Here is a 20,775-nt window from a genome sequence, read left to right as displayed (position 1 = left end):
ATTTGGAAATATTTCAAAATACATATAGATTAGAATTATAGAGGGTAAAAAAAGTGCCAAAGGGGAGAATACAATGACAAAGCTCGGAAAGCAACTGATTGAATGGCGGCGTGACTTCCACCAGTATCCGGAACTCGGATTCCTGGAGATGCGCACCTCCACGATCGTGGCGGACATACTTGAGGACCTCGGCTACGACCTCGAAATCGGGAGGGCCGTCATGGATCCCGACTACTGCATGGGCAAGCCGTCGGACGCAGAGACGAAGCAGCACCTCGAATGGGCGAAGGAGAACGGGGCCGTCGAGAAATATCTCGGCCTCGTCTCGGAAGGCTATACCGGCATCGTCGCAACACTCGATACAGGCAAACCGGGACCGACCATCGCCTACCGGGTGGACATGGATGCCCTGCCGATCGTCGAGGCGACAGGCGACGACCATGTGCCGGTCAAGGAAGACTTCAGGTCGACGAACGACAATATGCACGCCTGCGGGCATGATGTGCATACGACCATCGGGCTCGGCCTGGCCACGAAGCTCATGGAAAACAAAGACCAGCTCAAAGGGAAGATAAAGCTCATCTTCCAGCCGGCCGAAGAGGGGACGCGCGGGGCGCGCTCCATGGTGGAGGCGGGGGTCGTCAGTGACGTCGACTACTTCATCACCTCCCACATCGGCACCGGTGTGCCGCACGACCACTTCGTCGCCGCCAACAACGGCTTCCTCGCAACATCGAAGATGGATGTCACCCTCAAGGGACGCTCGTCGCATGCCGGCGGCAACCCCGAGGAAGGGAAGAATGCGATGCTCGCTGCAGCAAATGCCGTACTCAACCTGAACGCCATTCCGAGGCATTCCGGCGGGGCGACGCGCATCAACGTCGGTGAACTGCATGCCGGTAGCGGCCGCAACATCATCGCGGACCATGCTGCGCTCAAAATCGAGACGCGCGGTGAGACATCCGACATCAACGACTACGTCAAAAGCCAGGCCGAAGCAATCATCGAAGGGGCGGCAAAGATGTACGGCGTGACCCATCACATCGAACTCGTCGGGGAAGGCGAGAGCGCCGACTGCTCCCTCGAAGTGGCCGGGGTGCTCAAGGATATCGCAGAACAGGAGGGGCTCACAAGCGACCTCAGGAGTGATGCCAGTGCCGGGTCGGAGGATGCGACATTCTTCATCAACGCCGTGCAGAAGCATGGGGGCCAGGGCACCTACTGCATCTTCGGCACCGAGCTTGCAGCCGGGCACCACAACGAGAAGTTCGACATCAACGAAGACAGCATGCCGCATGCCGTCAACATACTGTTCGAATCGGCGAAAGCGCTGGTTGAAAAATAATCCACAGGCCGGGGGAGACGACTCCCCTGGTCTTTTATTTTCCTCAAAATTCCACCCTTTATAAAGATTTCATTAAAAACACAATTTTCTAAAAATTATATGGATTTTGCCTGCATGCAGTGCGTATAATGAGGATAAGCAGGTAAGGGGGGATGAATGATGAGGAAATATCTCTTGGCAGGCGGTGTAGCTGCAGTAATGCTTCTTGGCGCCTGTGGTGCTGAGGAGGCGACGGAGGATACGACGACGGAAGAAGCGGTGGAAGAGACGTTTGAAGATGATGTGGACGAAGAGTCGGAGACGATTGAAGAGGATACGGAAGAGGCATCTGAAGAGGAGAGTGCAGAAGAGGATTCAACCGGCACGGACGAAGCGACGCGGAGCAATCCGGCAGCACTCGGGGAGACCGTCTCCGTTGAAGTCGTCACCTATGACGAGAACGGGGAGCGTCTCGCCGGCACCGGCAATGTAACGGTAGACAACGTCGTCCGGGGAACGGAAGCGGTCGATATATTGACGACGGAGTATATGGAACCCGATCCGACGGATGACGGGCAGGAATGGGCCGTCTTCGACCTCACATTCGAACTGACGGAATTCGAGAATGACGACCATGCGGTCCTCGTATCCGAAAACATAGAAATATTCAAGGAGGATGGCTCGAATGTCAGCCAGGATACTTATATGTGGGTGGAGGATGAGGAGTTTCCGGCAGGCGAGATCTACTCCGGCGGCACCGCCTCCGGAAAAGTGGCCCGGGCCGTGCCGGAAGGGGAGCCGTTTCTGATCAAGTACAATGACCATATGGAAGCCGAAGCATTCTTCAGGGTGGAGTGATGCGCCAAAATAAAGAGAGGGCTGGGATATTTTATCCCAGCCCTTTTTCATACCTGGTTCTTCTTCATCTTCAGGACGCTGAAGCAGTGCTCTATGTCCTCCCATTCCAAATACTCGGAGGATTTGATGAAGGATGATCTGAAAAATCGGATGACATCCCCCTTTTTGCCCCGGCCATCGTCCATTTCATACAGGTACTCGGTCATGGCAGGGTCGAAACGGCTCCCTGCCGGGAAGGTGTCATCAATCTCCAGGGGGCTGTTGTCGACAAATGGATAGGGCAGGACGAAGAAGGTCGGAGACCTGTCCGTATCATCCCCAAGCCAGAATCCGAACTCGATCATATGCTCGTCGAATGCGGCACGTTCAATCACCTTCGTGTCATCCGGGAATGGCTCGGACTGATCGTATATGACGATGCATGAAACATCGAAAGTGCCCCAGAAAAGGCCGGGGTGGACCTTGCGGATGCGCAGGGGAGCGAGAAATGCCTTTTCCGCATCCCTGGCAAACTGGAACCATTTCAGTATTTCCAAGGAAACATCCGCATCATAATGATGGTGGGACGCATCCCCCTCAAAAGGGGTTGTGGTTGCCATTTCCTGAGGTTTCGTATGGATGGAGAGTTCCAACCCCAACCGCCGGGCGGCTGCCATGATCTCCTCGTAATACGTACGGATTGCCTTGCCGTCGGCAAGGGTGATGCGCTCGTCCCCGGACATTGTCCGTATGATGATCCGGCTGTTGACGAGATCCACTTCAATATCGAACACGCCGTCTCCCCGGCCCAATATTCCAGTCGTAAATCCTCTCGGTGTAATATCAAGGATGACATGTGCCCATTGGGGCTCCTGGTATGCATACTCCAACTTCAACTTGCCTACAATCTGGGAAATCAGCTGTAGTGCAGTGATTTCCTTTTCATGTTCCTGATAGAAGCTCATCCTGATCACCTCGCACTATTCATATACCCCTCAGGCAGAAGGTGAACCGATGAATGCAGACAATCCCCCTGGCGGCGACCAGGGGGATTGTTCTATAGTCCGACGAACAGAAGCGCCAGAACGTATATGATCGGAAATGAAATGATGGTTCTCAGGGTGAATATCGCAATCAGTTCCCACACGGAGACGGGAATCTTCGACTTCAGCAAGAGGGCACCGACTTCCGAGAAGTAGATGATCTGTGTGAGTGACATGACGGCGATCATGAATTTCGTGAAGTCGCTCTCGATGCCGGATCCGATGACGGACGGCAGGAACATGTCGGTCACGCCGATGATGAACGCCGGTGCTGCGGCTGCGGCTTCCGGTACATTGATCAGTGTGAGGACGAGCTGGACGGGATAGCTCAAGTATGTGAATACCGGTGTGTATTCCGCCACGATCAGGGCGAGTGTGCCGATGGCGATGACGACCGGAATCAGCCCGCCATAGATGTCGATGACATTCACCGTACCGTCGCGGGCGATGCTTTTCGCGCCATCGCTTTCATCCGCACGCTTGTAGGCGCGCGTCGTCGCCGTCTTGAGCATCGTGCCTTCCGTTGACCGGTCATCGATCTGCTTGCCGGTCACCTCGTAGTACGTATCTTCCTTGCGGGAGAGTGGCGGAATGCGTACCATGACGAGGGCTGTAAGGATACAGGCGATGGCCATCGTCAGATAGAACTGCAGGAAGTACTCTTCGATGCCGATGAATGTCGCAATCACCAGACTGAAGGGAATCGAGAGCACCGAGAAGTTGGTGGCGATGTTCATTGCCTCGCGCTTCGTATAGAAACCGCGCTCATACTGCTGGGTCGTAATCATGACGCCGACTGGACTGCTGCCCATCCATGAAGCGAGCGCATCGATAGAGGAGCGTCCCGGTACCCTGTACAACGGGCGGATGATGGGTTCCAGGAACGTGCCGATGAATTCCATCAGACCGAAGTTCATCAGAAGCGGCATGAGGAAGGCGGCAAGCAGGAGCCATGTGGCCAGTATCGGCACGAGGCTGTTCATCATAGTGCCGCCTGTCAGGTCACTCGTGATCACCTCCGGACCGAAGCCTGTGACGGTCATGATTGCAAACAAGGTACCAAGTACACGCAGTGTGAACCACAGCCAGTCGAGGACGAATATATCGCGCATTTTAGGCGCATTCTTGAAGCTGTTGCGGTTGATCAGTGTCCCGTATATGGTCACAATCAGGAAGAAGGACATGATGACGGTGATGATCGTCGGGATGGAACCTTCCAGTCCCGTCAGTATATAATCGGCGAATATGCCGAGGATGATGGTCCATTGGCCATTGAAGTAGACCGGAACGATGAAGAGCAGGAGGGCGATGGTCGATACCGTCCATGTCTTTATCTTGGTCTCTCTAGAGAAATGCATAATTAATCCCCTTTTATGTATTTTTATGAATATTGTAATGATAAAGGAAAATGAAGTTCATGTCCATGATATTTTCAAAAAGCATTGAATTTTATATTAGAAGCAATGCTCGGTATAAAGCGCATGAGAACTCAACTTGGCTATTAACAATAAAAGGAAATAAGAATGAATATAATATGATATGATAATATAGTGAATAGGGAGGTAATTATGGTATTTATATACATATTATTTGCTGCAATCATCTTTTATTTTGTTATAAGGGCTGCTATAAGAGATGGGATTATAGAGTCTAAAGTAAAAGAAGAGGAACTGAGTTATAATCAAAAAAGCGATGATTTACTTCAGGAGATTATGGGTTTAGAGTCTAAAATCTCAAAAGAACTTGATGCTGAAGGAAAGAAGCAGGCAAAACTGATTTACGATAATTCTTTGATGGTATATTATTCTGACAAAGAAGCTAAAGAAAAATTTAAAGATTTACGAGAAAAGAAAGAGGCACTTGTTTCATTAAAAAAAGACATCTAAGTTAGATGTCTTTTTCTCATCTTCCTGGTGTATCCTGACAAACGAAAAGTTTTAAAAAAGGATGAAAAAAATGTCTACGTTATACTTTTATTTGGGTACTGTGTTAATAATTATTGCTGTAACTACACTTTTAACATTATCAGAGAATAAAAAGAGAAAAAAAGAAATCAAAAATCTATGGGAGAGTCATTCAAAATGGCTAGAATACAATGAGTCGTTTATTAATTTCGATAATTACTATCGAAACTTAACAGCTGGCGCTAAAGTAGATAAAACTGCTGAAGTAGACGATATTACATGGCGCGATTTAGATATGGATAGACTCTTAGAAGAAATTAATTACGCTTTTACAACTATAGGAGAAGAGCGCCTTTATGTAGCATTAAGAAACGTTGCAGAATGTGATGATATCAAAGAAAACCTCGTTAAAAAATTTGAAGAAGATATTACATGGCGGGAAAAAATCACGTTAATTCTTTCGAAATTATCGAAACAACCGAACTCCAATACTTCAAAATACTTTTTCAATCGCAATTATTCAAAGTCAGAGAAATATCGGCCACAATATTTACTACTTAGTTTCTTACCTTTAATAGGAATCTTTTTAATATCTATCAATTTCCTTTTAGGAATTTTCACAATAATTGGGTCCCTGCTTATTAATATGATTATTTCATATAAGCATAAATCTAGACACGAAGATGAATATTCGGATCTATTCTATGGCCTTAATATTATCAATGTTGCTTCTCAGCTTAATAATTATCTAAAAAAAGAAACTGAAGATCAGATTGAAATTAAAGGTAAAGTGAAGAATTTACAATTGGTTAGTGCCCTACTAATAAATGAAAATACTGATCAAAATAATTTGTTTCTCCAAATGCTAACAGCAATTAAGAATGCATTTGTTCTAGATTACCATGTGTATCATTATATTATTAAAGTACTAAATAATAATAAGGACACTTATGAAAAGTGTTGGCAATTCGTTGCAGGAATAGATTTAAACTATTCAGTAGCCATGTGGCGAAAGACATTACCTTATTATTCTATCCCAAGCAGAAAGAATAAGGGTAACTTGAAAACTACATCGGTATACCATCCCCTTATTTCGGAGCCTGTTAGCAATTCAATTGATCTAAGTCATAATATTTTACTCACTGGATCAAATGCATCAGGAAAGTCTACTTTTATGAAATCCTTAGCATTAAATGTGATTTTGAGCAATGGAATATCGACATCGACTAGTAAACATTTTGAATATGTACCGGGTAAAGTATTTTCATCAATGGATATCTCAGATAGTATTTCTGAAGGTGACAGTTATTTTATTAGCGAAGTCAAGTCTCTAAAAAGAATCATCGACACATTAGAAGTTAGTGATCATAATATATACTGCTTCATAGATGAAATATTTAAAGGTACAAATACGAAAGAACGTTTAGCTGCAGCAGAAGTGCTATTGAGATTCTTAAATGCTGACGATAGGGTCTCTATGATTGCCGCCACACATGATATCGAACTGACTGAATCGCTGATTAACGATATGATAATGTATCATTTTTCTGAAGTCCTTGAGGATGAAGATATATTCTTTGATTACAAAATTAAAAAAGGACCAGCCCAAACATCAAATGCCATTGAACTTCTTAGACTCTTCAATTTCCCTAAAGAAATTTATGATGAATCTAAAGAAAAGTTAAATAAACCGGTTAATTCAAATATCGGTTGATTGATATTATCCGGTTAATTTAAGTACTTTTACTTGTAAATTCTGTTCCAATAAAGAAGGTGATTTTTAACATCACGGATTTTAAAATTAAGCTAGACACCTAAAAAGAGTCGGACGTGATACACTCAAAACGAGTTTTCCGGTCAAGGAAAATCATAGAGTGATTACGCATGACCGAAACCCACATTCCGACGGGCGAACTGGTAACCACAGAAGCCTACTTCCATCAAGAAATACCGATTGCTCATAGCTGGACTATTATCATTGTTATAAAGGAAACAAAAAATGGTGTGGTAGAAAACATATAGTGTTGCCTGAAGCGCAGCAACCCCACGTAATGGAGAAAGTGGCTGCGAATTGGATACCGCATGTTCAAACGCAGAACCTTTAAGGCGTTCACATTACCGATGCAAGACAAGCGAAAACCGAGTGATCATCAAGAGCGTCTAGGCCCTCAAGCCTTCAGACGTAACATCACTGAAAAGGTGGATGATGATTCTACTTTCAGTAAAGAATTGGGCCGCCTTGAAGGGGATACCATTGTCGGTGTCCATCACAAGAGTGCCGTCATCATACTGTTGAGCGCCTGTCAAAAGCCATCATCACATTAAAACCCAAAGGCAGAACAGCACTGGATATTGAAGCAGCCATCACCCCGGAGTGCCAAGAAACCTGTCCAAGACCATCCCTTTCGACTGTGGTAAGGCAGGAATTCTCCAACTGGCGATCGATGAGCAATCGAAATGATCTGTCCATCTACTTTTCCAATCCGCGAACACCATCCCAGCGGGGTTGAATGAACATACCACTGGACTGATTAGAAAGGATAGAGTGACCAAAGACATGGATTTCAATACGGTAGACCAAACGTTTGTCTCATCTGTCACCGCAACAAGAAACCACATACCGAGAAAGTCGTTGAACTATCCTACACCGTTGAAAGTGTCTTAAGTTACTTGGGTGAGAAGGAACTGTCCAGATTATTTTGACAAACGAAAGTTAGAAAGATTATTCGAAGCCAGTATTGAAGATCTATTCAAGTACAAGGAGGAATAGAAATGAATTTGAATGAAAAAGAAGAATGTCCTGCTCATTCAAATGCTATAAATTACATTGTTTATATCATATTAGTGATGGTTGGTGTTGGGAGTATACTTTTGAATCACACAAATTTACTTTTGTTTAATATAGTTGTGATCACGATAGGTTTAACAGGACTCATTGAGGAATATTTTTTCAAATCCAGCGAACCTCGTGATGAGAGAACGAAATGGATTGGTTATAAAAGTGGTTTCTTTTCTCATCATATGACGAATATAAGTATCATCATATTTTCTTTTTTAGTCGCTGTTGATTATGTGAATGATATTACTATAGTTCTTCTGTCACTCCTATTAATCAATTCCTTATCTTTCATAGCATCATTAACGATAAATAGTCTGAAAAACTAGGCGGGTTCAGGGCCGTATACCAGCAGGAGGACCTGGAAAAGAAGAGCCTCCATTACTGTGCCTGGACGCATCGCTGTATATGGCTGCATGGACTACAAATGTATGAGAGAAGCTGACTTTAAACGTAATCTCTATCTATACATCGTTTTTCAAGGAAGGTGATTAGAAATTTTAATGGATGTCCTGGACCACGTCCTCGTAGGCTACATATTATTCCCTGCGCTTTTGATTTTTGCCATAGTGAAATTCCGAAAAGAGGGTCAACATGGGTACGCGAGAGCCCTCACACTCTTTTTGATTTTCTACATCATTCTCAGAACGATTATCTTCATCTTACCTCTTTGAATTGAACATTATTTTAAAAAGTCGGTAAGTAGATGCTTCAGAGTGTCTATCTACCGATTTTTTGATGGCATACGAAATTATTAAAATTAATCAGTCGCATATATACTTTCATATAAATGGATAGATCGAAGTCAAAAAACAAGCCATCTGTTATAATCGGTAGGGAAATCAATGGGAAAGAGGGATACGATGCCACAGGCGAACAGAAAAATGAAGGATATCGAGGTCCCGGGCACACGGCAGTTTGCCAACCGGGTGGAGGAGTTCCCGGATGTGGTGGATCTGACGCTCGGACAGCCGGACTTCGAGACGCCGCAGCCGATCAAGGATGCAGCAATCGAGGCGATCAATACGAAATCGATGAAGTACTCACATAATACGGGGCTCTTCGAACTCCGGGAGACGATCAGCCAGTACTACCGCGAGGTCCATGGTGCGGAATATGATCCGGACGGCGAGGTGCTCGTCACGGTCGGCGGGAGCGAAGGGATCGACGGCATCCTGCGCGCCATCCTCGACCCGGGGGATGAAGTGCTCATTCCCGCTCCGACTTACCTCGGCTACGAGCCGATCATCGAACTGTGCGGGGCCGTGACAAAGTTCATCGACATGACGCCGACGGGCCACATTGCGACACCGGAACTGATCGAGTCGAATATTACGGAGAAGACGAAGGCCGTACTGCTCAATTACCCGACGAACCCGACCGGTGTCACCTATACGAAGCCGCAGATGGATGCGCTGGTGGAAGTGTTCAGGAAGCATGACATCTTCGTCATCACCGATGAAATCTATGCGGAGAATACGCTTGGAGGGGAGCATGTGAGTCTCGCAAGCTATACGGACATCAAGGAGCAGGTGCTCGTCGTCAACGGCCTCAGCAAGTCACATGCCATGACCGGCTGGCGCATCGGATATGTCGTTGGTCACCGGACCATCATGGAGGATGTCACGGCTGTACACCTATACAACACCATCTGTGCTGCACTTCCGAGCCAGTATGCAGCGATCGAGGCACTGAAGCACCATCGTCATGTGCCGAAGGAGATGAATAAAGCCTACATCGAGCGGCGCGACTACATCTACCATCGGCTCCTCGACATGGGACTCGAAGTGTCGAAGCCGACGGGGGCATTCTACATCTTCCCGTCGATCAGGAAGTACGACACCGATTCGTTCCGGTTCGCCACCAACCTGCTTGAAGCGACACAGCTCGCTGTCGTACCGGGCCGCTCGTTCTCCGAGTTCGGTGAAGGGCACATCCGCCTTTCATTCGCCTGCAGCATGGCGGAACTCAAGGAAGCGGCCGACAGGCTGGAGCGCTACATCAACACATTGGAAGAGAAATGAAGAATCGCCTTGCGGCATAGATCCGCAAGGCGATTTTTTCGTCAGTATCTCGTCTCCTTCAACCTGAGTGTCAATATGAAACCGAGCACCGCAAGCCCGGCCATGACGATCAAGGCATAGGATGTGCCCCAATATGTGCTTGTGGCATACGGTGCCTCCATCACGGCGACGGTGATGCTGATGATGGATGTCAGTATGATGATGCCGAAGGCCATGGCGAACTGGCGCACAGTGTTGACGATGGCGGAGCCATGGGGGATGTCTTCCTTCCCGAGCTCGGACATGCTGACGGTGACGAGCGGCATAAGTGTCAGGCCGAATCCGGTCATGAACAGGCAGAAGTACACCATGATCCAGTATGGCGAGTCGTCCATGCCGACGGTGTTGATCAGCCCGAGTGATACGGCGGTGCAGGCGAACCCAATCGTGGCGATCCGTTTGCCGCCGTACCGGTCATACAGGTTGCCGGAGACGAAGGTGATGACGGACAGGATGATCGTCCCCGGTACGAGCAGGAAGCCGGACAGGAAGGCGCTCGTTCCGAGTGCGTCCTGTGCGAACATCGGCAGTATCGTCTCCGTCGATAAGAGCAGCATCATATTGATGAAAATCAGTATGATGGCAAGGCTGAACGTCCGGTTGCGGAACAGATCCAGGTTCAATACCGGTGTCGGGATGCTGAACTGGCGGCTGATGAAGAACAGCACGCTCACGATGCCAACCGCCATCGGCAGGATCGACCACAGGCTCAGGAAGCCGTATACGCTGATGTTGCTGAGACCCAGGATGAAGAGGGCGAAGCCTGATGCGGAGAGGGCGACCGAACGGAGGTCGAGTGTCGTCCGGTTCTGTTCAAGCACGTTCTTCATCAGGAACAGCGCCATGACGAAGGTGATCAGGATGAACGGCAGGATCACCCAGTGGAGCGACCGCCAGTCGAGGTAGTCGATGATGATGCCCGATATCGACGGGGCGGAAGCGGGCGCGATGTTCGTCACCGCACCGAGCAAGCCCATGGCGAACCCCCGCCTGTGGTAGGGGAAGACGATGAGCAGTATCGTCTGTATCAACGGCAGGATGATCCCCGCACCAATCGCCTGGATCATGCGTGAGAGGAGCAGGATGCCGAAGTTCGGCGACCAGCCGCCGATCGCCGTACCGATGAGCAGGCAGGTGAGCGAGAAGATGACGAGTGTCCGGGCGGAATAGGTAGTCGACAGGTACCCGGACATCGGGATGAATATCAGTGTGACGAGGATGAAGGCATTCGTCAGCCACTGGACCTGTGTGGCATTGATGTCGAACTCCGCCATGATCGTCGGGAATGCGGTGATCAATAGGAATTGGTTGAAGGTCAATAAAAAAGCTGCGGCGATGATCACCACAACGACACCCTTGCTCTCTATTCTGTCTTCCGCCATACCGATCCCTCCAATCGTCCATTTATATTCATTGTTGCATAATCCCATTCCCCGGTCAAAGCACCTCGGCATGAATAAAGCCCTGTCCCGGGAGTCCGGAGCAGGGCGTCAGTTCTACTTCATCTTCTTGTATTCCTCGACTATGCGGTCCACGGCCTCTTTGACGAACTTCGGATGCGTCGCAAGGTTCAGGCGGATGTAGCCTTCATAGCCTTCCCCGAACCACTCGCCATAGTCGACGGCGAGCTTGCACTTCTCCTGGACGAAGTGTTTCGTATCTTCAGGGGCGAGGAAGCCGCGCAGGTCGATCATCGGCAGGTATGTGCCTTCGAGCTTCATCACTTTCGCTTCCGGTATATGCACCCCGAGCGTCTCCCGCACATAGGCGTAGTTCGACAGGATGACATTCTTCAGTCCCTCGAGCCATTCGCGCCCACCCTCGTAGGCGGCCTGTGTAGCAAGGTGGCCGAGGATGTTCTTCTCACTCTTGATGTGCTGGCCGGCATAGTCGTCGAACTGCTGGCGCAGTGCGTCGTTCTCGATGACGATGTTGGCATGGAGCAGGCCGGGCAGGTTGAATGATTTGGAGGCTGCATTCACGAGCACGATGCGGTCGGTGTACTTGCCGTCTGCCACAAGCGGTGCCGGCATATGCTTGTGTTCACCGTAGGCGAAGTCCTGGTGGATCTCGTCCGCAATGACGAGGACGTCATGCTTCTCGCATATTGCGAGCATGCGCTCGAGCTCCGACTCCGTCCATACACGGCCGGCTGGATTGTGCGGCGAGCACAGGATGAAGAGCTTCACGTCATTTTCTTCAATCTTCCGTTCGAAAAGGTCGAAGTCGAGTTCGAAGCGGCCGTCATTCTCATTCATGTCCACCGTCACGAGCGTACGGTCGAGGTCCCGGATGACGTTGAAGAACGGGTAGTAGACGGGCGGTGTGATGATGACCGCATCCCCTTCCTCCGTGTAGCAGTTCATGAACCAGTAGAGCGCCGATACGACCCCTGTCGCCGGCCGGCACCACGCCTTCTCGACCTTGTAGCCGAAGCTGTCCTCCATCCATTTGGAGTATGTGTTGTAGTACTCGTCCGGGATGAATGAGTAGCCGTATGCACCATGCTGGACACGCTCGGTGAGTGCGCTGATCACGCTGTCAGGCGCCTTGAATTCCATGTCGGCGACCCAGATCGGCAGCAGATCCGGATCCCCAAACCGCTCCCCGAGGAGATCCCACTTTGTGGAGTTCGTGTTCTTGCGCTCCACATAATATGTATCGACAAAATCCTTTATATCCAAAATCATCGCTCCCTTTCATATGTAATCATAAAGGTATTATATCAGTCACAGGAGAAATAAAAAGTCTTGGAAGCGTATTTGACGCAATATTCTGGAGGTTATATCATTGGGAGGAGTGATACGCCAAAAAGGCGAATGAGAAGCGGAGGAAAATTCCATGATTACACTGACCGATGAACAGATTGAAAACGAGTACCACATGCACCACGCGATAGCGGACGTCAAAAATGTCCTGCAGGATCTGAAGGATGACGCAATTATCCAGGCGCCCCGGACTGTACTCCCGGTGGACGACAACAGCTCGATGCTGTATATGCCATGCATCAGCACGGCATCGAAGATTTCCATCATCAAGACCGTCTCGATTTTCCCGGTGAATAAAGACCTCCCGACAACGCAGGGGAACCTGCTCGTCACCGATTTGACGAAGGGGGAGCATAAGGCGACGATGGATGCGTCATACCTCACGCGCCTCCGCACTGGTGCCATGACCGCCATCGCGACGGAAAGGCTTGCACGTAAGGATGCGAAGACGCTCGGTGCCATCGGTACGGGCAACATGGCATTCGAGCAGGTGCTCGGTGTCATTGAAGTGCGGGATATCGAAAGAATCGTGCTCTATAACCGTACGAAGGAGAAGGCGGAAGCGTTCAAAGAGAGGCTCGAGGCATTCGGCATCAAGGCGGACATCGAGGTCGTGGACAATGCATCAGATGTCGTCACACAAAGCGATATCCTCAACTGTGCTACCCAGTCCACAGAACCGGTATTCGACGGGAATGATATCAAACCCGGCACACACATCAACGGCGTCGGCTCCTTCAAGCCGGTAATGAAGGAAATGGACGAAACGACGATCAAGAGAGCAAACCAGATCTATGCCGACGACCTCGAATCCGTCAAGGAGGAAGCTGGTGAGCTGATCCATGCGGTGGACGTGGGCATCATCAGCTGGGACGACATCAAAGGCGAACTCGTCGACATATTCGAGCAGGACTACCTGAGACAGGGTGACGAAGAAATCACTCTTTACAAATGTGTGGGGGCGGGATACTTCGACTTGGCCGTTGCCGGCGGCGTCATGAAGATGTTTGCAGAGTAGGAACATGGGACCACGAAAGTGGTCTTTTTTAATGGAGTGAAAAATGTAATGTATATGGAAACCTGTATTGTAAAATGATACAATTCAATTGTAAGCGCTTTCCTAAAATATGACAGGAGGTTTTACAATGTCCAAGAAGATTTTTGAAATCGATTTGTCGAAGAAGATGCATGAACAGAAGCACCCGGGCCATAACCGATGGCATCCGGACATCCCCGCAGCCTTTTCAGTAGATCCGGGTGAGTCGTTCAAGATGGAGTGCCTGGACTGGACGGATGGGCAGATCAGCAACAATGACGACCCTTCGGATATTGCGAAAGTGAACTTGAAGCGTGTGCATGTATTGAGTGGACCGGTGCATGTCAATGGTGTGGAACCGGGCGACCTTCTGGTCGTGGACATTTTGGATATAGGTACATTCAGCAGCCATGAGTGGGGGTTCAATGGCGTATTTGCAAAGGAAAATGGGGGAAGCTTCCTGGTTGATCACTATCCCGATGCTGCAAAGTCCATCTGGGATTTTGAAGGTATCTATGCAACTTCAAGACACGTGCCGAATGTCAGATTTGCAGGTATCATCCACCCAGGACTAATCGGTGTGGCTCCATCCCAGGAATTATTAAATGAGTGGAACAGAAGAGAGAAGGAGCTGGTGGACAAGGATCCGACTCGTGTACCGCCACTTGCTGAACTGCCGGATGAGGACTCGACGGTACTCGGTACACTGAAAGGCGAAGACTATGACCGTGTCGCAAGAGAAGGCGCCAGAACCGTCCCTCCGAGGGAGAATGGCGGAAACTGTGATATCAAGAACCTTTCGAAAGGATCCAGGATTTACTTCCCTGTATTTGTGGAAGGTGCAAAACTGTCAGTGGGCGACCTGCACTTCTCGCAAGGTGATGGAGAAATCACTTTCTGTGGCGGTATCGAAATCCCTGGATGGATCGAGCTCAAAGTCAATGTCATTAAGGGTGGCATGAAGAAGCACAAGATTGAACGCAATCCGGCATTCCAGCCTGGTCCCGTCATGCCACACTATAATGAATACCTCGTATTCGAGGGTGTTTCCGTCAATGAACTGAACGGTACGCAGGAGTATCTCGATGCCAATACCGCATACCGCAATGCCTGCCTCAACGCTATAGAATATATGAAGACCCTCGGCTTCACTGGGGAGCAGGCCTATATGCTGCTCGGCTCCGCACCCGTACAGGGACATATCGGCGGTATTGTCGATATACCGAATGCCTGCTGTACATTGTCGCTGCCGAAAGAAATATTTAACCAGAATATCATACCGGAGATCGACTGATGCCAAGATATACATTTGAGTGCAAGACATGCGGCAGCTATGAAACGTGGAAGCAGAGTACCGAAGACCTGACCAAAGACCAGTGTCCCGACTGCGGCAGTGAAACGAGCCGCGTATTCCAAGTTTTTAGAACCAGCTATCTCGATAGCAAAGTGTCGAAGCGGATCGAGCAGGGCATGAGACCAAGAGTCGCTAAAAAAGAAAATTTGCCGAAAAGTAATGTCAGACAGAAAGAGAAGAATCCGAGACCTTGGATGATTTAACTGTTTAGGAGGTTCCAGTTTATACGGAATCTCCTAAATATATTAAGGTATAATTAATTTTAAAAGGAGGGTTAATATGTCGATTGAAAGTTTCAATTTTGATGAAATGACGTTAAAGTTGGCAAATATACCTGAAAGTACTGTAAAGAAAAAACTAGACACGACGGCAAGAATATTTGGAATTGAACATAAAGAGAACTATATCAGCAATTGGTTGGCTTTCCTGATTGACCCAGAGAGGTTCGGATCAGAAGAACCATTGAATGCTTTGTTAAGCTTATACTTTTCCAAATTGAAGCCAGGGGGAGAAGAGTACGAAGAAGACTATGCTGTATCGGAGAATGAACTGGTAGAAGTTTCTCGAGAAGAAGCTCTTGGTCAGGCGCAAAGAATCGACTTTCTCATTACTACAGATAAACTTCTGATTGGTATAGAAAGTAAAATCTATGCAGTATTACATAAAAACCAATTGGGAAAGTATGGTAAAAGTATAATCGGTAGTGCAAAAAAGGGCGAAGAGAAGAAAATACCTGTACTTATACTACTAACGCCAAAGGGAAGTAAAGAATCTCCATCTGATGATTTTATAAGTATCACATTTGAAGAACTGGCAGAAGCATTTAGAAAACTACACTTCGACTACCTAAATAACTTGAGAAGTGCCTTTCTTCTTGAAGACTTCGTAAATTATGTGGAAGAGTACTTAAAAGGAGGAGAAAGCAGTATGAATGAAGAATGGGCAAGGTTTATTAGTTCGAACCAAAGTGACTTAAAAACTACATTTCAAGAAGGTAGAGCTAATCTCAAACTTTTAATGCAAGAGGTGGACAGGAGAATGCAGGAAACTTTAGAACCAGAAAATTGGGAAGTTCGGGGTAATAAAAAGGAAGATCAATTTTGGAGACAATTAAAAAATGAGGAATGGAACAGATTTAATGTTCATTATGAGGTAGGAGTATTGGAAGGTCACTCTACTCACGGTTTTATTTTACCTGATAAGTTAAGACTTACTTTAGATATAGAAGATAAGCAGCTCCTAAAGTATTGGAAAAAGAGTGAAAACCTAATATTCGATGAATTGGAGGAACAGAATGAAATAGACGTGTTTTATATGAATTACAGCAGTAAGATTACTATTTCAAAAAGCTTAGAAGAAATAATGAAAACATTAAGAGACTGGGATATAAAGAATCGTGAGAAGGTTAATAGTACTTTGCAAGATTATGAAAAGAATAAATCGTAAAATTTAAAGATTCATATATTAATGCGATGTTGTTAATTTTTAGCACTTTCTACGTATAGCTGAATAAAGACGCTTTAAATATTAATGAGCATTCATCTTATTTAGTGTCAACCTTGAGTTTTCCATAGATCAATTTACTTAGGTGTTTAGAGTCGAAACAAACGTACAAGTTACATACCGGTAAACGAGATTATTGCACTTTACGTAATTTCAATTCAAGAAAGAGTATAATTTTCCTGCTTTTCTTGAAATAGGTGTATTGTAACTGAATTGAAGAGTACATTAGTTAATGTAAATTTTAGGTGTTTTTAAGTAAATGATAATATATAAACTTACCGCTAAGCTTATAATCTCTTATACTAACGGTTTTTTTCAGTTTATCAGTTTCATATAGTAAATAGTGTAGATCAAAATCGATTATTAAATATTCAAGATATTCCACATTTAATAAATATGTGTTAATTAGATCTCTAACGGCGTTTTCCACCTTGTTCCTCCTCAACATATCATCTTATTAGTATTTCTTTTTATCTAATTTTTAATAAACTGGGTAATTCTCAAGTATGATTAATAAATATTAAGTTGCTCTTAAAGTCTGAGAGCGTAAAATATCTTGTGTAAATGAATAAATAGAAAAAGGAAGCCCTTTTCTTGTAGAATTAAGTCACCACAACCAATTCATAGAAAAGAGGCCTCCCTATGACTCAGTTTACAACAGATATCATGCAGGCTCTAGTAAAAAAAGAAGACATCTCCGAAGTTTTCCGTACCCATCTGGAGACGGCGGTCAATACGCTCCTTCAGACAGAGCTCTCTGCTTTCCTGGATTACGAAAAATATGACCGTATCGGTTTCAACTCCGGGAACTCACGGAACGGCATCTACACCCGCACCCTCCATACGGAATATGGGAATCTGGAGCTGTCGATGCCCCGGGATCGAAATGGCGAATTCAATCAGCAGACGGTCGCTCCGTATAAGCGTGCGAACGATACGCTGGAATCCTTTGTCATCCATATGTTTCAAAAAGGCGTCACGATGTCGGAGATTTCGGATCTGATTGAGAAGATGTATGGTCATCACTACACGCCTCAGACCGTTTCCAATATGACGAAAGCGATGAGTGAACAGGTGGATGCGTTCAAGCACCGTCCGCTGGCTGCACGCTATGCCTGTATCTATCTGGATGCGACCTACATCGCCCTCAAACGCGACACGGTATCCAAAGAAGCCGTCTATATCGCCGTGGGCATCCGGGAGGATGGATCGAAAGAAGTGCTGGCCTATACCGTTGCCCCGACAGAATCTGCATTTGTCTGGGAGGAGGTCCTCCAGGATGTCAAAGCGCGTGGGGTCGAGGACGTCCTTCTGTTCATCTCTGACGGTTTGAAAGGCATCACCGACCGGATCTTTGCGGTCTTTCCAGACGCCCGGTATCAAGCGTGCTGTGTACACCTGTCCCGTGGCATCTCCCATAAAGTGCGTGTCGCTGACCGGGCTGAAATCTGTGACGACTTCAAGTCAGTATACCGGGCAGAGAGCCGGGCATCGGGCGAAAAAGCGCTACAAGCTTTTGTCGACAAATGGAAAAAGACTTACCCGAAAGTGACACAATCACTGGCATCCAATCCCTATATCTTCACCTTCTATGACTTCCCAAAATCCATTTGGAGAAGCATCTATTCAACGAACCTCATCGAATCATTCAATAAGAAGGTGAAGAAATACAGTAAGCGCAAGGAGCAGTTCCCGAACGAAGATTCATTGGACCGTTTCCTGGTCTCACAGTTCGAAATCTATAATCAGAGCTTCTCCACCCGTTGTCATTTGGGATTCGACCAGGCACGGGCAGAACTGACGGCGATGTTCAAAGAATAGTCGCACGGTGATTACATACGAGAAAAAATTTTATCTATTTACACATAATTATTGACGGTCTCTAAAGTCTTCATCTATTTTAAAAGTGTATCATTTATTTTAACAGAATATAATTGTTTTGTTAAAAATATGATCATGTTACTACATTTTCATTCATGCTAATATAGGAGATGACGCTTTATGTTCTCTATCACGAATATGAGTGTGACTAGATATAAATTACGAACAATAGATTACCATTGCATAGTTATGTAATATACGAAATATTTTTTAGGAGGCTAATCATGAAAATGTTAAATCCGGGGAATTACTTTCTTACCAAATCTATGGAATGGACTACAAAAAAACATAAAATTGATGGTGAGTATATTGAGGTAGGTGTTTATTGGTACTTAAAAAAATTTTTAACGTTCTATCACTACATATTTGATTTAAAACAGAGTTTAAGTAATGACAGTACCTACAGAGAAATAACAAGAATATTTGATGACTATATTAAATCTTTACCAAAAGACTTACAAAATGATGCTAAGAAATATTTTTACGCGAAAAATATTAAAACCTTCCACAATGTGATAAAATGGAACGAGTTTTATAGAAACGAAATAGCATTTGAAAATGAAAAAGAAAATTATAATCATAAATTATTAGCTCAGAAACTATATATGGTGTACCTGTTAGATATAGGCGGACAAGGTGGTCTTAAAAAATTTATATTAAAGGACTTGATGAACGCCAAGGTTTCTTTTGAAAAGTTACCTGTGCATATATACGAAACAAACAGTTACGATCAATTTTTTAAAGAACACGATATAGAGCTAATGAGAAATTCTGACAGATCAAATTATAAGAACAGTAAAATTAGACAGCAAGTCAATGATGCTACAGCGCCTTTAAGAAATATAAGACAGCTTTTATCTCATTTTGGGTTGCTTTACGAGAGTAATATGACATCTCTTGAGAATTTTTCGTTGACAGTAATTGGTAAGTCGATATTAGAAGCAAATTATCTAGAGACAGCTTTAATAATGGAGCACCAAAAAATCAAGATGATTTCGCAACCTCCAGTAATAACAATATCTGATTTGCAAGAAGACGCACCCTTTTTTATAGAGCTTAATCCGTATTTAAAAATCTTAAAATACTTGTACAACAACCAAAGTATAACTTATAAAGATTATCAGTATAAAATTTCTCGTCATGTCTCTCAAACATTACCAACAAGTGAAGTAGAAGAGCACGTTAAAAATTTCGATAGAAAAGCTGATAACACCACTGAAGACTTTAATAAAGAAATAAAAAAATATATGTATGGAATTACCTCAGTAAATTTGCCTGAGTTGAATGTAGTTAGTCATAATAGCAGGAATAGTTCAAGTTCATCAACTGCCAGTTTTACTTTAAACAGTAAACAGCAGTTAGAACAGTATATTAACTTGATAAAACGTTATAAAGTTCCTAAAGAAAAATTAATTAGAAAGCAAGTGAGGAATTATAAAAATATAATCGTAAATGGAAAGAGAAGGGATTTCCAAAAATTATCAAGTTGGTATAGTCATATAACAAGTATAAATTACACTCTATTACTCGATCTCTCTATGTTCAGCGCAGGAAGTGATTTAGAAAAGATAAAAAAAATTAAGATTGAGTTACCTAACATATATAAAATGTTGGTTGACGAATTTGGAACAGCATTACTAAAAGAAGTGAATGAAGGAAAAAACAAAACTGATATAAATTATTCCCAAGTTATAGGTAATTTATATAGAGATGACATAACCACTGACAATATAGTTAAGCAAAAAACCGAGACATCCATAATGGAAAAATCGAAGTTACTAAATATTTCGGATGATAAGCTCAACAAACTTAATAGTAAAAGAGGACATATACTTTATATCAAAGATTATTACAGTAATAATAATGTTAAGACTTGTGATTGTTGTGGAGAAGAAACTTTTCAAAAAAATAGTGGGGAGTGGTATTTAGAGTATCATCACCTAGTTCCTATATCACGTTCAGGACAGGATCACGTACTTAATTTGTATGGCATTTGTCCAAATTGTCATACTGGATTCCATTTAGCTAAAGAGGATTACAAGTCTAACTTGTATACAAAAATAGATGAGAACAACTATTTAAATATTAGTATAGTAGACAGGTATAAACATTTAGTCAATATAGAGATGCAAGCTTTGGCTTTGGACTTTTTAGTAACAGAAAAAGCTATAACAGAAGAAGATCATGAAGATATTATTCTTAGCCGTATAGTCTAGAAAGGAAGAT

General features: G+C 45.2%; 16 protein-coding genes and 1 pseudogene. 13 read left to right on the top strand and 4 right to left on the bottom strand.

The genetic code is table 11. The features are described 5' to 3' along the window. The first annotated feature begins 73 nt into the window (after window positions 1-73). A complete protein-coding gene (locus BO53_RS0104055; protein WP_031545710.1) occupies window positions 74-1,345 on the top strand; it encodes an amidohydrolase in 1,272 nt (423 codons plus the stop codon). 159 nt (window positions 1,346-1,504) lie between these two features. Continuing rightward, window positions 1,505-2,182, top strand: a complete 678-nt coding sequence (locus BO53_RS0104050) for a hypothetical protein (RefSeq protein ID WP_031545708.1) — start codon at window positions 1,505-1,507, stop codon at window positions 2,180-2,182. Between the two features lie 47 nt (window positions 2,183-2,229). Here the strand turns inward: BO53_RS0104050 and BO53_RS0104045 are convergent, their stop codons facing one another. Beyond that, window positions 2,230-3,126, bottom strand: a complete 897-nt coding sequence (locus BO53_RS0104045) for a DUF5996 family protein (protein ID WP_031545706.1) — start codon at window positions 3,124-3,126, stop codon at window positions 2,230-2,232. A 92-nt stretch (window positions 3,127-3,218) separates the two neighbouring features. After that, complete coding sequence (locus tag BO53_RS0104040) at window positions 3,219-4,562, bottom strand: YjiH family protein (RefSeq protein WP_037341695.1); 1,344 nt, start codon at window positions 4,560-4,562, stop codon at window positions 3,219-3,221. Between the two features lie 210 nt (window positions 4,563-4,772). Here BO53_RS0104040 and BO53_RS0104035 point away from each other — a divergent pair, with 210 nt between their 5' ends. The 5 genes and pseudogenes from BO53_RS0104035 to BO53_RS0104010 all read left to right on the top strand — a co-directional run bounded on the left by BO53_RS0104035 (window position 4,773) and on the right by BO53_RS0104010 (window position 9,968). Then, complete coding sequence (locus BO53_RS0104035; RefSeq protein ID WP_031545702.1) at window positions 4,773-5,090, top strand: hypothetical protein; 318 nt, start codon at window positions 4,773-4,775, stop codon at window positions 5,088-5,090. A gap of 70 nt (window positions 5,091-5,160) precedes the next feature. Next, complete coding sequence (locus BO53_RS0104030; protein ID WP_031545701.1) at window positions 5,161-6,822, top strand: MutS-related protein; 1,662 nt, start codon at window positions 5,161-5,163, stop codon at window positions 6,820-6,822. Between the two features lie 170 nt (window positions 6,823-6,992). Beyond that, window positions 6,993-7,811: pseudogene (locus BO53_RS14010) on the top strand (IS30 family transposase). A 69-nt stretch (window positions 7,812-7,880) separates the two neighbouring features. After that, window positions 7,881-8,273, top strand: coding sequence for a hypothetical protein (locus BO53_RS0104020; RefSeq protein ID WP_031545699.1), 393 nt, complete (start codon window positions 7,881-7,883; stop codon window positions 8,271-8,273). Window positions 8,274-8,807: 534 nt separating this feature from the next. Further along, the gene (locus BO53_RS0104010) at window positions 8,808-9,968 is read left to right on the top strand and encodes an aminotransferase class I/II-fold pyridoxal phosphate-dependent enzyme (protein WP_031545697.1); all 1,161 of its coding nucleotides are present in this window, start codon (window positions 8,808-8,810) and stop codon (window positions 9,966-9,968) included. A gap of 41 nt (window positions 9,969-10,009) precedes the next feature. Here BO53_RS0104010 and BO53_RS0104005 read toward each other — a convergent pair whose 3' ends face one another. Together BO53_RS0104005 and BO53_RS0104000 are read right to left on the bottom strand one after the other, a co-directional pair. Next, the gene (locus tag BO53_RS0104005; protein ID WP_031545695.1) at window positions 10,010-11,389 is read right to left on the bottom strand and encodes a DHA2 family efflux MFS transporter permease subunit; all 1,380 of its coding nucleotides are present in this window, start codon (window positions 11,387-11,389) and stop codon (window positions 10,010-10,012) included. A gap of 114 nt (window positions 11,390-11,503) precedes the next feature. Continuing rightward, a complete protein-coding gene (locus tag BO53_RS0104000) occupies window positions 11,504-12,697 on the bottom strand; it encodes a MalY/PatB family protein (RefSeq protein ID WP_037341692.1) in 1,194 nt (397 codons plus the stop codon). 151 nt (window positions 12,698-12,848) lie between these two features. On the opposite strand from BO53_RS0104000, the gene BO53_RS0103995 reads away from it, so the two are divergent. The 6 genes from BO53_RS0103995 to BO53_RS0103965 all read left to right on the top strand — a co-directional run bounded on the left by BO53_RS0103995 (window position 12,849) and on the right by BO53_RS0103965 (window position 20,765). Then, window positions 12,849-13,793: an ornithine cyclodeaminase family protein gene (locus BO53_RS0103995; RefSeq protein WP_031545691.1), complete on the top strand. Its 945-nt coding sequence runs from the start codon at window positions 12,849-12,851 to the stop codon at window positions 13,791-13,793. Window positions 13,794-13,920: 127 nt separating this feature from the next. Continuing rightward, window positions 13,921-15,105 carry a formamidase gene (fmdA, locus tag BO53_RS0103990; RefSeq protein WP_031545689.1) on the top strand — a complete coding sequence of 395 codons (1,185 nt, stop codon included), beginning with the start codon at window positions 13,921-13,923 and terminating at the stop codon, window positions 15,103-15,105. Continuing rightward, entirely contained in the window at window positions 15,105-15,368 is a 264-nt protein-coding gene (locus tag BO53_RS0103985) for an FmdB family zinc ribbon protein (protein WP_031545687.1), read from the top strand. Before fmdA ends, BO53_RS0103985 begins: the two co-directional genes overlap by 1 nt. Window positions 15,369-15,444: 76 nt before the next feature. Next, on the top strand, window positions 15,445-16,611 hold the full coding sequence (locus BO53_RS0103980) for a PD-(D/E)XK nuclease family protein (RefSeq protein WP_031545684.1): 1,167 nt from the start codon (window positions 15,445-15,447) through the stop codon (window positions 16,609-16,611). A gap of 699 nt (window positions 16,612-17,310) precedes the next feature. After that, window positions 17,311-18,489, top strand: a complete 1,179-nt coding sequence (locus BO53_RS0103970) for an IS256 family transposase (RefSeq protein WP_031545680.1) — start codon at window positions 17,311-17,313, stop codon at window positions 18,487-18,489. Window positions 18,490-18,773: 284 nt separating this feature from the next. Further along, window positions 18,774-20,765 carry an HNH endonuclease signature motif containing protein gene (locus tag BO53_RS0103965; protein WP_031545678.1) on the top strand — a complete coding sequence of 664 codons (1,992 nt, stop codon included), beginning with the start codon at window positions 18,774-18,776 and terminating at the stop codon, window positions 20,763-20,765. The last annotated feature ends 10 nt before the right edge of the window (window positions 20,766-20,775 follow it).

This window comes from Salinicoccus luteus DSM 17002 (genome assembly GCF_000712035.1).
GTDB lineage: Bacteria > Bacillota > Bacilli > Staphylococcales > Salinicoccaceae > Salinicoccus > Salinicoccus luteus.
Note: the sequence above shows the minus strand (reverse complement) of the source record. Positions and strands in the feature narration are given on the sequence as shown.